Source organism: Pseudomonas sp. TCU-HL1, from assembly GCF_001708505.1.
Taxonomy (GTDB): Bacteria; Pseudomonadota; Gammaproteobacteria; order Pseudomonadales; family Pseudomonadaceae; genus Metapseudomonas.
In genome coordinates this window covers 958,952-973,663 of the sequence record NZ_CP015992.1, presented here as the reverse complement: position 1 = coordinate 973,663, position 14,712 = coordinate 958,952, and the positions used below count along the sequence as shown (strand labels likewise).

The window sequence follows — 14,712 nt, the reverse complement described above, 5'->3', positions numbered from 1 at the left end:
CGACACGGGCAGGAATGAGGTGTCTATTCTATGAAAGGCGATAAGGGGCAAATAAGGATCAAAACCAGCTTGATCGCCAACCAAACCTTGGAAACCACTGAATTGATGTGTTTCCAGCTTGGATTCGACAGATGCTGATTTCGGAGGTCCCTGTGGACAAGTACGACCGCCTGCTGCTGGCAGCCCTTATCGAGAATGGCCGCGCATCCTTCGCCGACCTGGCGCGCCGGGTCAACCTGTCACCCCCGGCAGTGGCCGACCGGGTGGCCAAGCTGGAAGCCGCCGGTATCGTCACGGGCTACCACGCCAGCGTGGATCTGGCGAAGGTGGGCCTGCCCATCGAATGCGTGATCGAGCTGCGCATTACCGACCGCGACTACAAGCGCACCCAGGAAGCCCTGGAGATGATCCCGCAACTGACCCTTTGCCACCGCGTCACCGGCGATGCCTGCCTGTTGATCAAGGCCGCCGTGGCGTCGATGCCGGAATTGCAGGACCTGATCGACCAGATCGGCAAGTTCGGTGCGACCAAGACCTCACTGATCCTGTCGACGCCCTTCGAGCAGAGGATTCCGGACGTGCTGCAGGAGCGCGGCAAGGTCGAAACCCTTCGTACGGCAAAAGGCTGATTCGCTCGTGTAGGTTGGGCCTCGCTGCGCCCGGACCAACCTACAGGGCGCTCAGCCCTCCCGATGCCGCCTGAGCGCTTCGGGAATCTTCGCCGCCGGGACCTTCTGCAGGCTGCAGAAGAGCTTGTGCGATACCTCGCCGATCCCGTGCTTGTCACGCAGGCAGCCAGCCAGGTGCCGGGTGAGGTTGGCGGCCATCTCGGCGTCGGCCAGGGCGCGGTGGGCCTTGCCGGTGTTGGGCAGGCACGCCCACGTGTCGAGGTTGCCGAGCTTGTGGCTGGGCGCCTCCGGCAGTAGGCGCCGGGCGAGCAGCAGCGAGCAGGCGAACGGCTGGCGACGGGAGCGCCCGATGCGGGCCAGTTCGAAATCCCAGAACTTCTGGTCGAAGGACGCGTTGTGCGCCAGCAGCGGCAGGTCACCAATGAAGTCGGCGGCCTCGCCCATCACCTGCGCCACCGGCGGCGCGTCACGCAGCATGGCGGTGGTGATCCCGGTGAGGCCCTGGATGAAGGAGGGCACCGGGATGCCGGCGTTCATCAGGCTCTGGTAGCGGTCGACGATGCGCCCGCCCTCCAGGATGACGATGCCAATCTCGGTGGCGCGGCAAGCGGGTCCGGGCATGACGCCGGTAGTTTCGAAGTCAATGACAGCTATGGGGTCCACGGATGATTCCAGGTTGGGGCAAGCTCAATTGCGCAGCAACAGGCTGCCTTCGATAGGTTGATAGCGGCTGGCGGCCCGGATCAGCGATTGGGCGGTCAGGCCGGGCACGCCGTAAACCAGGGTTTCCACGCCATGGGCCTGGGCCACCCGCTCCAGCAACAGGTCGAAGTCACCATCGCCAGAGGCCAGCACAATCAGATCCACGCGGGGAGCGGCGTCGAGCACGTCGATGGTGATGCCGACATCCCAGTCACCCTTGGCGGAGCCGTCGCTGCGCTGGATGAAGGGTTTGAGCTTCACCGTGAACCCCAGGTTGCGCAGGATCTGCTGGAACTGCTGCTGCTTCGGGTCACCACGATCGATGGCATAGGCGTTGGCTTCGACGATCTGGCCTTCGGCCTGAATGCCCTGCCAGAAGGCGCCATAGTTGAAATGGCAGCCATAAGTGTGGCGCACCGTGTAGTAGAGGTTCTGCACGTCGGCGAATACTGCGATGTTCTTCAACGCGGCTCCTCGCGGCTGGCTGGCGGCGACTCGATAAGGGTAGATTGCGGCCAGTATGCCAGCCTCAGGGAGTGGAAAGTGGATATGACCTTGCAGAACGCACCGGGTGCCCTGCTGATCATCGATCAGCAGCAAGGCATCCAGCGCCTGGACCGGCCGCGCAACAACCCCGACGCCGAGCGCCGTATCGGCGTCCTCCTCGACCACTGGCGCCAGGCCCGCTGGCCGTTGGTGCATATCCGCCACATCTCCCGCGAGCCGGATTCGGTGTTCGCCCCCGGCCAGCCCGGCGCCCTGTTCCAGCCGGAACTCGCGCCACGGGAAGGCGAGCAGGTGCTGGAGAAGAACGTCCCCGATGCCTTCATCAACAGCGGCCTGGAGCGCTGGCTGCGGGTGCGCGACATCGCCTCAGTGGTGATCGTCGGCGTGGCCAGTGAAAACTCCGTGGAAGCCACGGCGCGCAGCGCCGGCAACCTGGGCTTCGTCACGCGGGTCGTGGCGGATGCCTGCTACACCTTCGCCAAGGCTGACTTTGCCGGCCGGCCGCGCAGCGCCGAAGAGGTGCATGACATGGCCATGGCCAACCTGCAGGGCGAATATGCCCAGGTGCTGCTGGCAGACGAACTGCTGGCCGCCTGGTCAACGCTCTGACCACGGGCGTCTATAGTTCCAGCTAACCCCGCGAGCATTCAGAACGGGGAAGACGCCGAGACCCACCGTATAGGTCTGTTGCAGGGAGCAAGGCGCCCGCCATGGCAGGCGGCGCCGTCTGGCAGTCACTCCAGCGCAGACCGTGCCCCAGACGAATGTGCAATGCGCGCTCACGGATGTTGCCTGCTTGCCCTGCTGCTGCTTTCCGCCCCCTGCCAGTCCGAGGCACGCCTGGTGTTCAGCGCCTTTCCCGACCAGGGCCTGCCACTGTTCCGGATCTGCCAGCGCATCCTGGTGGAAGCCTATGGCGAACTGGGTATCGGCATCGAAACCCGCGCCGCGCCGGCTGCCCGCGCCCTGCAATACGCCGAGCGCGGGATGAACGACGGCGAGTTGTGCCGCACCAGCCTGATCGCCGAACAGCGCAGCGACCTGCTGCTGATTCGCACGCCCCTGTTCGAGTCGTACGCGGTGGCCTTCGCCAACCGCCCGCTGGCGCTACGCGGCTGGTCCAGCCTCAAGCCCTATCTGGTGGGCTTCGAGCGCGGCAAGGCGGCCTTGGAGCTGCGCCTGAAGGGCGTTCGCCTGTCGCCTTCAAACGGGGTGGAGAATGGCATGCGCAAGCTGGCCGGCGGACGCGTGGACGTGCACGTGGAAGATTACTACTCGGGCATGTGCATCCTGCGCCAGAGAGGCATGCGCGGTATCCAGCCCCTGCACCCGGTGCTGGAACGCTTCTCCATGCACCACTACCTCAACCCGCGTCACCGCGATCTGGCGCCGCGCCTGGAGGAGGTGCTGCAGCACATGGCGCAGACAGGCCGCTTGCGGGAGATCGAGCAGGAGGTCCTGCACGAGGCTGGACTCGATGACCTCAGCCCACCCTGAGCGACTACCTGATCTATTCCCCCGGCCCGCCGGAGCACACGCTGGAGGTGGCTACCTCCGATCTCGCGCGCCTGCTGCCAACGCTGCCGAATCGGGTCCTGCACTATCGTTCCGTCTGAGGTGGCCTTTGGAGGCGGCCCCGGCTTGGGCTAAAGTGGGCAGGACTGACTGCCCTGAAGATGTGAATGCCCGCTGATGAATCCATTCGAGCTGCTGCGCGCCTCCTGGTACTTCTTCTCCCGCAACGCCGGCGAAATCGCCTTGCTCTGCCTGCCGGCGATCCTGATCGAGGCCATTTCCCAACAGGGCCTGATCGCTTGGCTCGGCCCGGACAAATCCCAGGGGCCATCCATCGTCGTCAGCATGCTGTTCTATCCCGTCTACGTCGGCGCGCTGATCATTTTCGTCGACAGCCGCAGCCACAGCGTCCGCCTCAAGCCCAGGCAGGTACTGGAGATGGCCTTGTTCCGCTGGCCCTCCTTCGCCGTGCTGGCCGCTATCAGCACCCTGCTGATCATGGTCGGTGCCTGGATGCTGATCCTTCCTGGCCTCTACGTGATGATCAAACTGGCCTTCGCCGAATACATGCTGGTACTGGAGGGCAAGTCGCCGCTGGATGCCGTCAAGGAAAGCTTCGCGCTGACCCGGGGACATTTCTGGACCATTCTGGCCTGCGTACTGCTGGTGATGGGCCCGATCTGGCTGGTGGACTGGTTCGCCTACCGCGAACTGGGTGAAAACCCCGACCCGGTGGGCACCGTGGTGCTGGAGAGCGTCAACAGCTTCTTCCAGCTGTTCGTCAGCATTGCCCTGTACCGGATGTTCACCCTGGTCACGGAGCGGGAAACCGAGCAGTGATGCGCGGCCACGGGTAACCTCCTGGAACCTCCCCATGGAAAGGAGGGGCAGTGGTTTTCCGGCAGGCTGCTAGGCTATTTGGGTCACTCAAGGAGGACTCCCCATGGCTGAGAACCCCAGCATCCTGTCCCACATCTCATTGGGCACCAACGACTTCGAGCGCGCCGTCGCCTTCTACGACAAGGTCCTGCCCACCCTGGGCTGCAAACGCATCATGGAACACCCCGGCGCCGTGGCCTACGGCCGCGAATACCCGGAATTCTGGGTGCAGAAGCCCATCGACGGCCGCCCGGCCAGCGTCGGCAACGGCACTCACATCGGCTTCTTCGCAGCCAGCAAGGACGCGGTGCTCGCCTTCTTCGAGGCGGCGCTGGATGCCGGCGGCCAGGGCGATGGCGAGCCCGGCCCGCGACTGGAATACGGCGAGCCCTATTACGGTTGCTTCATTCGCGACCTGGATGGCCACAAGATCGAAGCAGCCTTCTGGGACATGACGCTGGACCAGAGTTACGAGCTCTACGTCGAGCCCCACGCTCACTGAGCGCCGGGGCGATAACGCCGCGCGGCGTCCAGCACCCAGCCCTCGTCGATCATCTGGTCCAGCGCTTGCGCGATGGCGTGGCGCTGGGCCTGCAGGGGCCGCTGTTGCAAGCGCTTTCGGCGCAGCATTTCCAGCAATTGCCCCTCGCTGCTGACACCAACCTTGCACAGCGACTTGTCCGAATTGAAGGGTTTGAAATAGGACGAGCCAAGCACAAGGCACGGGGCGAGCAAGTGCAGCCAGCAATGACCAGAGGACTGCACCCAGCGGCATGCTGGCTCCTGGATCAGTCGGGCAATTGGTGATGAGTGCCATCGCAGAGCGGTGGCGTATGACTATGTTTGCAGCCACAGAAATACAGAGTTTCGCTGACCTCTGCATGAAACTTCAGTGGAACCAGGCCGGTGCCCTTGTGCGACCCATCGCAGAAGGGTTGCTGCTGGCTGCGACCGCAACGGCACCAGAAGTAATCCTGGCCGGCCAACACCTCCACGTCGTAGGGGCCCTTCTGGGCGATTATCGCTTCACTGGTCACGGTATGCCTCCCGGGTGTGCCTGTCTTGGGCCGCAGCGGCCGCTCGGGTATGCTCGCCCTCTTCCAGCATAGTTCCCTGCCTTTGCCGATGCCCCGAGTCCTGCGTTTCGCCCTGCTCAGCCTGTCAGTCCTCGCCGTTGGCCTGATCGCCCTGATCTACGCACTGACCTGGCACCCCGCTGCCCGCGAACCGGCCGCCCTCGCCTGTCAGGCCGAAGCGCCACAATTGCAGCCGGGCCAGGCGCTCAAGGTGATGACCTGGAACCTGCAGTACCTGGCCGGCAAGCGTTACGTCTTCTATTACGACCTGCCCGACGGCGAAGGCCCCGACGAGCGCCCCACGGCAGAAGACCTGGCCTACAGCCTGGACGAGGTCGTGCGGGTGATACGCGAAGAACAGCCGGATATCATCAACCTCCAGGAGCTGCACGAAGGCGCCCGCGCCACCGACTACCAGGACCAGTTGGCGCTGCTCCAGGAGCGCCTGACCGACCTTTATCCCTGTGCCAGCCAGGCCTTCTACTGGAAGGCTGCCTTCGTGCCCCAGCCCCACATTTTCGGCAGCGTCGGCATGAAGCTCGCCACCCTCAGCCGCTTCCGCATCGAGCGCGCCGAGCGCGTGCAACTCCCCCTTGCGGACAACGACCCGCTCAGCCGCCAGTTCGACAAGAGGCACGCCCTGCTGGTGAGCTACCTGCCGATTCGCGGTGGCGGTCGCCTGGCAGCCATCAACACCCATCTGGATGTCCTGACCGATACGCCGGAAACCCTCCAGCGACAGGTCGCCATGACACGCGGCCTGCTCGATCAGCTTGAGGCCGAAAGCGTGCCCTGGGTGCTGGCCGGCGACCTCAACCAACTGCCACCCGGCCAGTACGAACGCCTACCGGAAGCCCTGCGCCGTCCCTATGTCCGCGACAGCGAGCTGAAAGCGCTCTGGAGCCAGTACCCGATGATTCCCAGCGTCGAGGAAGCCAGCGGTGCGCAGCAGGCGCAGTGGTTCACCCACTACCCCAACGACCCGCGGGTGAAAGGCCCTGACCGAACCCTGGACTACGTGTTCCACAGCCCCAGCCTGACGCGCATCGAGGCGCGCGTGCGGCAGAGCGATACACTGCGCATCTCCGATCACCTGCCGCTGACGGCGAGGTTCTTTTTGCCTTCGGGGCATTGAAGCCGTTCGCCCCTGGCCGTTCGGGCAGAGGTCGTTATGACTCACGTAGTCCGGCCAGGGTCGCCGCGCACCCGGAGGTGGGGCGACATTGATCGGGTGCCTGTTTTTTTAATCGACGCCATGGACCGACGATGAAAGCGCCTTCAACGCCCATGGGCGCTGAAGGCGAATCACTCAAAAGGTGATTTCCATGTTGATCGTAGGGGTTGACGTTCGGCTGCCTCGCCCACCATCGACGCCGAACTTGTTGTGCCAGTACTCGTAGCCCACGCCGAACCAGGCATTGGGCTTGACGTTCTTGCCCGGGCGGGCCGCGAACAACAGCGAGGTACGCATCAAGGTATCGGCAGCAGTGTCGTTGTCGTTGTAATCCTTGCCTTTCTCACCGATGTGGTTGATGAAACCCTGGAACTTGGCCGCATGATTGCCGACCTGGAAAGGTCGCAGCCACGTCAGGTTGAGGTTGTAGGTACCGTCGAACGTCAGTTCCTCGTGGCGGGCTCCGGGGATACCGGTCTGATTGTGTTCGCGGTAGTACAGCAGGCTGAAGTCCAGCACGCCGACGGTGTTGAACTTCAATGTGGGACCGAACACGATGGCGCGCTTGTTCGAGGAAGCTCGGTTGTTGTTCCGGTTGGCATCGAAGCCCAAGGTCAGTGCGTAGTCCTTGATAAGGCCCGAGCCCTGGGGCAGGTCGAACACACGCGAGGACCACAGCTGGTGCCGATAGACAGCATAGACCTCGCTACTGCCATGATCGGTGCCCTTTCGTGGGTCGTTGCTATCGGACAGGAGCACGTCGAGATTGAGGAAGTTGCTGCCATAGCGGTATCCATCGGCGTGGGTGAAGCTGTAGATCCGCTTGGATATGGAGGCTGGGTTCTTCGGGTTGGTGAATTCCCGTCCGTAGCGGAAGCCGACGCTGTTGTTCATCCACTCGAGGGCGGATGCCGGCCCCATGCTCAACATTGCCAGAACCGCTGCTGTGCCGTGTATTTTCCATTTCATTGTTATTGTCAGCCTGTTCATGGGCGACTGCCCGCTCAGCCGAGCGGAGGGACAATCGCCGTGTCGTTAACCTGCGTTGTCCAACTCGATCAGCAACTGCTGCACGCCGTCCCGCGCATCGCTGCGCAGGCGCGCCAGGTCCAGCCCGGGAATCACGCCCCTATCCACCACCACACAGCCACTGATGATGCTGTAGCGCACGGCGATGGGCTCACCCGCTACCACTGGAGCCAAGGCCACATCATGGAAGCCGAAGAAACGGGGATGGTTGATGTCGTACAGCACCAGGTCCGCTGCCTGGCCGACCTCCAACGAGCCAACCGCTCCCAGCCCCAGTACCTGCGAACCGCCAGCGCTTGCCCAATGGATGACATCTTCGGCTTCGGTCGCTGAAGCGCCTTGCGTGGCGCGATGAAGCAGCCAGGCGGTGTTCACCTCGTTGGTCATGCTGCCGGATTCGTTGGACGCAACACCATCGACGCCCAGCGAGATCGGGACTCCTGCCGCCGCCATCTGTGGTATCGGTGCGACTCCGCTGCCCAGCCTGCTGTTGCTCACCGGGCAATGCGAGACACCGGTTCCGGTCTGCGCCAGCAGGCGAATTTCCGAGGGCTGCAGATGCACCATATGGGCGAACCACACGTCGGGCCCCAGCCACTCGTGTTCGGCAACGAACTCCACCGGCAGGCAGTTGTACTTCTCCCGGCAGAAGCGCACGTAGTTCTGCGTTTCGGACAAGTGAGAATGCAGGCGCAGGTCCATGCTGCGCGCCGCATGCGCCAGTTCTCCGAGCAAGCCCGGCGGCAGGGAGAAGGTCGGCGTGGTCGGCGCGATCACCACGCGGCGCATGGCATCCGAAGCGCTCTGGTGGTATCGCGCCTTGAGCCGCTCGACGTCACCGAGCATGGCGTCGAGGCTCTCCGGCTTCAGCGCCGTCCGGGAGAGCCCGGGGTGGGACGCGGCCGACTCCAGGGCGCCACCGCGACACAGCACGAAGCGCATGCCGAACTCTTCGGCGACATCGAACAGCACGTCCCCGGATTCAGTGCTTCCGCCAGCGTGGTACAGGTAGTGGTGATCGGCGCAGGTCGTCACACCGGATAGCAGCAGTTCGGCCATGCCCAACCTTGCGGCGATGCGCACCAGCTCTGGAGTGAAGCGCGCCAGTCGCGGATAGGGCACGCTGGCCAACCACTCCTCCAGCCCCTGATTCAGCCCCGCAGGCACGGCCTTGAGCAGGTTCTGAACCAGATGGTGGTGGGTGTTCACCCATCCGGGGTAGACCACACAGTCGGAAGCATCGATCACTCGCTCCCCGGGATGGGCGACTAGGTCGCTCCCCATCTCGTGGATCAGGCCGTCGCTGATGCGTATATCCACTTGCCCGGCGCGGGCGAGTGAGCCCCGGCGGCCCGTCATGACCGCAACCGGGTTCTTCACCAGGATGTTCTGTCGTAGTTTCATGATCCTGTCCTTTGTAGTTCTGAGCGAGAGCTCAGTGGATGTGAGGCGCACTCTCCAACGCGGCCTCACCCGGCTTGCCAACACCGTTGAGCAGAACGTTCAGCACCACCGATACCAGACAGGCGATCACCACGCTGCTGTGCAGGAACGGTTGGCTCCACGCGGGCAGTTGCTTGAACAGGGTCGGCGCCAGTACCGGCACCAGCGCGACCGCGATGGTGAACGCGACGATCATCACGTTGTAGCGGCTGCCCTGATAGTCGACCTTGGCCAGCGTCTGGATACCAGCGGCAGCGACCACGCCGAACATCGCGATGCCAGCCCCGCCCAGTGCGGCAGCGGGTGTCGACGCGATGATCGCCCCCGCTTTGGGGACCAGTGCCACCAGGCACATCAGGACCCCACTGGTGGCCACGACCCAGCGGCTGCGCACCCCCGAGAGGATGACCAGACCGACGTTTTCCATATGGGCGATGAACGGGAATGCGGCAAAGCATCCCGCGATGGTGCTGGCCAGGCCATTGGCGCGCAGGCCATTGACCACGTCCTTCTCCTTGATGGGCTTCTCGACGATGTCTCCAATAGCGACGAACAATCCCATCGACTCCACCATCTGCACCGTCATGACGACCAGGATGGTGGCTATCGGCAGGAGAGCGAAAGTCGGGATACCGAAGTAGAAGGGATAAGGCGCGGTGAACCAGGGTGCCTCCTGGACTTTGCCGTAATCGCCCATGCCCAACGCGCAACCGAGCAGGGTGCCGACGACCATGCCGATCAGCACCGACAGGTTGCGCATCATCGGGTTACCGAAGCGATTGATCACCAGGATGGTACCCAGCACCACCGCCGCCACCAGGAGGAAGACCGGCGCACCGAAATTGACGTGATTCTTTCCACCACCGACCCAGGTGTAGGCCACGGGAAGCAGTTGCAGACCAATCACGGTGACGATGCAGCCGATCACCACGGGTGGGAAGAACCGCCGCAAGCGTCCGACGTAAGGGGCGGCCAGCAGGGTGATGACGCCCGCGCCGATTACAGCACCGCAGACGCCGGCAATGCCGACTTCCGGGTTGGTTCCAATGGCGATCACCGGCCCGACACTGCTGAATGCAGCGCCCTGGAGCACCGGCAGGCGCACGCCGAATTTCCAGAAGCCGACGGTCTGCAGCAAGGTGGCGATGCCGGTGCAGAACAGCGTGGTGCTGATCAGCACCACGGTGTCGGCGTGCGACATTTTCAGGGCCGAAGCGATCATCAGCGGCACTGCAACGGAACCCAGGTAGCAGATAGCCATATGCTGCAAGCCCAAAGTGAGCATCTGTCGCAAGGGCAGAATCTGGTCTACGGGATGTCTAGCTGAATTCATGGTGTCACTCCTCTGAATCTTGTTTTTGTACTGTTAAGAGGCATACCCACTCAGTCTTCCAAGAGCCGCTGACAACTGTTGCACCCCAAGGACCTGTTGCCATTTCGCTTGTGGCGAAGACAAAGGCCCGATGCCGCCGCTGGTAGGCGGCGGCGAACCGATAGGGACCGCTACATCGGGTTCCGTCGAAGGCTCTAAACCGATCTCAACTGGCCAGGCAGGCTTGGAATCGCTCGTTCAAGGCTTCCCGGTCCAGGTCGCGACCAATGAAGACAATCTTGCTCGAGCGGGGTTGATTCCCCCACGGCTGTGCCGCGCGGAACTCGATCAGGCTGTGCACGCCTTGCAGGACGTAGCGCTGGTCCTGATCCTTGACTGCCAGGATGCCCTTCATGCGGAACAGGTTTTCACCCTGCTCATCCCGCAGTTCGGCAATCCAGCGGTGAAAGGCAAACAGGTCGATGTCAGCCTTCACTTCAATGCCCACGGAACTCACGCTGGCGTCGTGCTCATGCTCGTAGTCGGCATGATGATCGTGCTCGCCCTCGTGATGGTCATGATGGTCGTGGTCGTGGTCGTGCGCCTGCGGCTCGCCGATTTCCATCAGTTTCTGGGTGGACTCGAAGGCTCCGATGCCGAAGATCTTCGACAGGTCGACCTGGGCGTAGGTGGAGGTCACCAGTTCGGCGGTGGCGTTGAGCCCACGGATGCGCGTCGTCAGATCGGCGATGGCGGCGTCATCCACCAGGTCGATCTTGTTGATCAGGATGCGGTCCGCGCACACCAGTTGATCCACCGCCTGGTTGTCCTGTCCATCGAGTTGCAGGTCGTCCAGGTGCAGGGCGATGTGCTTGGCGTCGACCATCGCGACGATGGCATCGAGCTCGACCTCGGCGGCAATCGGATCATCGATGAAAAAGCTCTGCGCGACCGGGTAAGGGTCAGCCATGCCGCTGGTTTCCACCAGGATGTGGTCGAGTCGCTCCGGCCGTGCCACCAACTCCCGAACGATGCGCACCAGGTCCTCACGGACCTCGGCGGTGCAGCACACGCAGCCGTTCACCATCTCGTAGATTTCCTCGGTTTCCGAGGCCAGCACCAGATCACCGTCGATACCGACCTCGCCGAACTCGTTCTCGATGACCGCGATCTTGCGGCCATGGTTCTCGCGCAGGATGTAATTGAGCAGGGTGGTCTTGCCCGCTCCCAGGAATCCGGTCAACACGGTGACCGGGATTTTGTTGTTGGGACGTGGGGCATTGAATGGCAGGTTCATGGGAACTCCTTGTTATTTATGGGTGGATTGGCCAAGGCGCTGCTGTGTGGCTGTCTCGGGTTCCCCCCAGCGCAGCGCGGTTCCAGCGTCAAGGCCAAACAGGTCAAGCACACGGCCCAGGCTGTGGTCGATCATCTGGTTGAGGTTTTCCGGACGGGCATAGAACGCCGGCACTGGGGGTGCGATGATCCCGCCCATCTCGGTTACAGCAGTCATGTTGCGCAGATGGGCCAGGGTCAGGGGCGTTTCCCGCGCCATCAGCACCAGCGGACGACGCTCCTTGAGGGTGACGTCTGCGGCCCGGGTGATCAGGCTTGAAGAAACGCCCGTGGCGATTTCCGCCAGGGTCCGCATCGAGCAGGGCGCAACGACCATGCCCAGGCAGCGGAACGAGCCGCTGGAGATTCCGGCGGCGATGTCATCGGAACGGTGGTAGTAACTGGCGCAGGCGACCACATCGGCCAGCTTGTAATCGGTTTCGTGGGCCATGGTCAGCTGTGCAGCGCGGCTGACCACAAGGTGCGTCTCGACATCCAGCTCGGCCAACAGCTCCAGCAGGCGAACGCCGTAGATGAAGCCTGAAGCGCCGCTGATACCGACTACCAGGCGCGGTCGCTGCCTTCCGATAGCCGCGAGCAGGGCGTTCATGCCTGCCCCTCGACCGGATATCCCCTGAGCAAACCCCGAGCACGCTCAAGAACCTCTTCGTCCAGTTGCGCGCGGATACCATCGAAGCTTGAGCCCCGAGTCGCGTCCAGGCCCATGCGGGAAGTGGTGCCGTTGACCGACGATGACGGATCGAGCGGACTGCCGGGCAGGCCATCGACGACGAACAGGTCCTGGTGAGGCTGGAAATGGGTCGCCAGTGCCCAGAGCACCTGGCTGTCGTCACTGATGTCGATATCGCTGTCCACTGCGATCACCGTCTTCAGGTACGGGTCCCATCCCAGCAGCGCCAGCATGATCTGCCGCGCCTCGCCGTCGCGGCTTTGATCGAGCGCCACGTAGCAATGGAAATGCGTCCCCGAGTTGGGGTAGTGCACCGCGGTGACCGCTGGGAAACGTGCCTTGAGCTTCTCGCTCATCTCGGCTTCGCGCGGCAGGCGGGCCAGCGTCAGATGCTCGGCATAGCGCCCGCCGACGACATCCACCAGCCAGGCGTCCCGCCGGCACATCAAGGTATCGACACGCAGGACATTGTTGGTCGAACGATCTGACGAGTAGCCACTGAACTCGCCGAACGGCCCTTCTTCGGCATAGGCGGTCGGGTCGATGGCGCCTTCCAGGACGAACTCGGCATAGGCGGGTACGCCAATTCCGTAGCGCGGCGTCCTAACCAGCTCCAGTGGCTCGCCGAGCAGCCCGCCGGCGACGGCCCGCTCATCGCTGCCATAGGGCAGGCGTGCTGCCGCCGCCAGCATGAACATCGGGTGGGCGCCGACCACCATCGCCACATGCAGCTCGTCCCCGCGCTCGCGGGCGGCCTGCAGCATGCGCCACAGGTGACCACGCGAGTGCAGGCTGGTGGCCAGTGCCTGCCGAGCATGGCGCATGGAGCGGTGGTAACTCATGTTGGCCACGCCGGTGACCGGGTCTTCGGCGATGATGACCGCATTGGTCACGTAGGGGCCCCGGTCACTGTCGAAGTGCTTGATCATCGGCAGCAGCGCAAGATCGGCGTCCTCGCCCTCGAAAATCTCCTCAAGCACGGGGCCATGCTGGACATACCTGGGCGCGATCGGGTTGTTGGCACGCGCCTGGAACGTCTCGTGCAGCTGTGCCGGCTCAACGCCGAACAGTCGGGCAATGCGAGTGCGCGAAGCGAACAGGTTGGTTGCCAGCGTTACCCCCAGTTCACCGACGCGCTCGCAGATCAGAAGGGGATGACGCCCCTGGCTTGCCAGCACGTCGACCAGAGCGGTGACATCCTGGTCGGCGGACAGCGTTTCGCTGATGGTCAATACGTCGTCCGGGTATAGACGGCGGTAGGTATTGGCGAAATCGTGGAAATCCTGCGTTTCGCCGAGAACGGTGAAGACCATGGTGCACCTCTCTAAAAAGCAGGCGCGCAGGCCACTGGCTCGGTGAATGCCCAATTTCGGGTAAAACCGTCGGCCCGACCCATGCCAGGGGCCGGCGGCGTCCACCCATCGAGCACCACCCTCTCCCGCCGTGAGAACGGAAAAGTTGAATCAGCCGAGACCGCGCTACGCGCCTTAAAGGAACCGCATCACTTCACGTAGGTGGCGGTAAGACGTTTGTCCGCCTCGGCCAGGTCCTTCGGCGGCTTGGTCGGCTCTATGCCCACCAGACGCGCAATGTTGTTGCCGAGGTAGTCTTCCAGGTGGTCTTCATCGATCCCCAGGCCATGTGGCGCCGGCGAGCACAGCACCTCCAGCTCGCGCAGCCACATGCCCGGTTCGTTGGGCGGCGAGTCGGTGCCGAAGACAATCTTGTCGCGCGGCAGCTGCTTGGCGAACTCGACGATGCGGGACTGGAAGCACCAGCCGGACTCGCAGTAGACGTTGGGCGTGTCCATGGCCATCCAGAACGCCTCGAACGAGTAGTTACCCCCGGTCTGGATGCCGAAGTGGCCGATGATGAAGTTGACCATCGGGAACTCGCGGATGATCGGATAGAACATGGTCGGGATGGTGTAGGGGCCATCGCCGGTATGGATCAGCACCACCACGTTGTACTTGGCGCAGACCTTCATCGCCGGGCGCAGCCAGTCCAGCGCCCGGTCCGGCCGGTAACCGTGCATGTTGGCGTGCAGCTTGAGCATCTTGAAACCGTATTCCTTGACGTGGAATTCCAGTTCAGCCGCACCATTCTCCGGGCCCCAGCGCGGGTTGAAGGTGAAGTTGCCGATGAAACGATCCGGATAGTCCATGCACAGCTCGGCGATATAGGACATGTAGTCACGGATACCCTCGCGACCACGACGGTTTCCGTCGCGGTAGCCGGTATTGCCGGGCGGCGGCTGGATGAAGCCCATGTCGATACGGCGCGGCTTGCCGTTGATCATGTAGGGGCCGTCCATCAACTTGAGCATGCGCTCGCCAGTGAACGGCGTGCCCGTGTGGCGCCAGGCCTCGTCGACCAGGTTGGTGGGGTGCAGATGGGTGTCGATAATCATTGGTCTGTCT

At 63.3% G+C, this 14,712-nt stretch carries 17 protein-coding genes; 6 read left to right on the top strand and 11 right to left on the bottom strand.

Features of this window, described 5'->3' with window-relative positions; genetic code table 11:
• Positions 1-152 precede the first annotated feature (152 nt).
• Positions 153-629 carry an Lrp/AsnC family transcriptional regulator gene (locus THL1_RS04505; RefSeq protein WP_069086405.1) on the top strand — a complete coding sequence of 159 codons (477 nt, stop codon included), beginning with the start codon at positions 153-155 and terminating at the stop codon, positions 627-629.
• Positions 630-680: 51 nt separating this feature from the next.
• Here THL1_RS04505 and THL1_RS04500 read toward each other — a convergent pair whose 3' ends face one another.
• Complete coding sequence (locus THL1_RS04500) at positions 681-1,292, bottom strand: 3'-5' exonuclease (protein ID WP_069082141.1); 612 nt, start codon at positions 1,290-1,292, stop codon at positions 681-683.
• A gap of 24 nt (positions 1,293-1,316) precedes the next feature.
• The gene (locus THL1_RS04495; protein WP_069082140.1) at positions 1,317-1,796 is read right to left on the bottom strand and encodes an NYN domain-containing protein; all 480 of its coding nucleotides are present in this window, start codon (positions 1,794-1,796) and stop codon (positions 1,317-1,319) included.
• 84 nt (positions 1,797-1,880) lie between these two features.
• Here THL1_RS04495 and THL1_RS04490 point away from each other — a divergent pair, with 84 nt between their 5' ends.
• The 4 genes from THL1_RS04490 to THL1_RS04475 all read left to right on the top strand — a co-directional run bounded on the left by THL1_RS04490 (position 1,881) and on the right by THL1_RS04475 (position 4,734).
• A complete protein-coding gene (locus tag THL1_RS04490) occupies positions 1,881-2,447 on the top strand; it encodes a cysteine hydrolase family protein (RefSeq protein ID WP_069082139.1) in 567 nt (188 codons plus the stop codon).
• 162 nt (positions 2,448-2,609) lie between these two features.
• Complete coding sequence (locus tag THL1_RS04485; RefSeq protein ID WP_069082138.1) at positions 2,610-3,335, top strand: transporter substrate-binding domain-containing protein; 726 nt, start codon at positions 2,610-2,612, stop codon at positions 3,333-3,335.
• 195 nt (positions 3,336-3,530) lie between these two features.
• Entirely contained in the window at positions 3,531-4,193 is a 663-nt protein-coding gene (locus THL1_RS04480) for a YciC family protein (RefSeq protein WP_069082137.1), read from the top strand.
• Positions 4,194-4,296: 103 nt separating this feature from the next.
• Positions 4,297-4,734, top strand: coding sequence for a VOC family protein (locus THL1_RS04475; RefSeq protein ID WP_069082136.1), 438 nt, complete (start codon positions 4,297-4,299; stop codon positions 4,732-4,734).
• On the opposite strand, the gene THL1_RS04470 is transcribed toward THL1_RS04475, so the two are convergent.
• Positions 4,728-4,967: a hypothetical protein gene (locus THL1_RS04470; RefSeq protein WP_237234770.1), complete on the bottom strand. Its 240-nt coding sequence runs from the start codon at positions 4,965-4,967 to the stop codon at positions 4,728-4,730. The two genes, THL1_RS04475 and THL1_RS04470, sit on opposite strands and share 7 nt — an antisense overlap.
• A gap of 53 nt (positions 4,968-5,020) precedes the next feature.
• Entirely contained in the window at positions 5,021-5,269 is a 249-nt protein-coding gene (locus THL1_RS04465; RefSeq protein ID WP_069082134.1) for a CDGSH iron-sulfur domain-containing protein, read from the bottom strand.
• Between the two features lie 88 nt (positions 5,270-5,357).
• Here THL1_RS04465 and THL1_RS04460 point away from each other — a divergent pair, with 88 nt between their 5' ends.
• Positions 5,358-6,443 carry an endonuclease/exonuclease/phosphatase family protein gene (locus THL1_RS04460; protein WP_145928256.1) on the top strand — a complete coding sequence of 362 codons (1,086 nt, stop codon included), beginning with the start codon at positions 5,358-5,360 and terminating at the stop codon, positions 6,441-6,443.
• Between the two features lie 174 nt (positions 6,444-6,617).
• Here THL1_RS04460 and THL1_RS04455 read toward each other — a convergent pair whose 3' ends face one another.
• From THL1_RS04455 to THL1_RS04425, 7 genes are all read right to left on the bottom strand, one after another.
• Positions 6,618-7,451 carry a nucleoside-binding protein gene (locus THL1_RS04455; protein ID WP_069082133.1) on the bottom strand — a complete coding sequence of 278 codons (834 nt, stop codon included), beginning with the start codon at positions 7,449-7,451 and terminating at the stop codon, positions 6,618-6,620.
• 66 nt (positions 7,452-7,517) lie between these two features.
• Positions 7,518-8,915: an amidohydrolase family protein gene (locus THL1_RS04450; protein ID WP_069082132.1), complete on the bottom strand. Its 1,398-nt coding sequence runs from the start codon at positions 8,913-8,915 to the stop codon at positions 7,518-7,520.
• A gap of 31 nt (positions 8,916-8,946) precedes the next feature.
• Complete coding sequence (locus THL1_RS04445) at positions 8,947-10,287, bottom strand: nucleobase:cation symporter-2 family protein (RefSeq protein ID WP_069082131.1); 1,341 nt, start codon at positions 10,285-10,287, stop codon at positions 8,947-8,949.
• 205 nt (positions 10,288-10,492) lie between these two features.
• The gene (locus THL1_RS04440) at positions 10,493-11,563 is read right to left on the bottom strand and encodes a CobW family GTP-binding protein (RefSeq protein ID WP_069082130.1); all 1,071 of its coding nucleotides are present in this window, start codon (positions 11,561-11,563) and stop codon (positions 10,493-10,495) included.
• 12 nt (positions 11,564-11,575) lie between these two features.
• A complete protein-coding gene (locus THL1_RS04435) occupies positions 11,576-12,211 on the bottom strand; it encodes a UbiX family flavin prenyltransferase (protein ID WP_069082129.1) in 636 nt (211 codons plus the stop codon).
• On the bottom strand, positions 12,208-13,605 hold the full coding sequence (locus THL1_RS04430) for a UbiD family decarboxylase (protein ID WP_069082128.1): 1,398 nt from the start codon (positions 13,603-13,605) through the stop codon (positions 12,208-12,210). Before THL1_RS04430 ends, THL1_RS04435 begins: the two co-directional genes overlap by 4 nt.
• Before the next feature lie 188 nt (positions 13,606-13,793).
• Positions 13,794-14,702: an amidohydrolase family protein gene (locus tag THL1_RS04425; RefSeq protein WP_069082127.1), complete on the bottom strand. Its 909-nt coding sequence runs from the start codon at positions 14,700-14,702 to the stop codon at positions 13,794-13,796.
• Positions 14,703-14,712 lie beyond the last annotated feature (10 nt).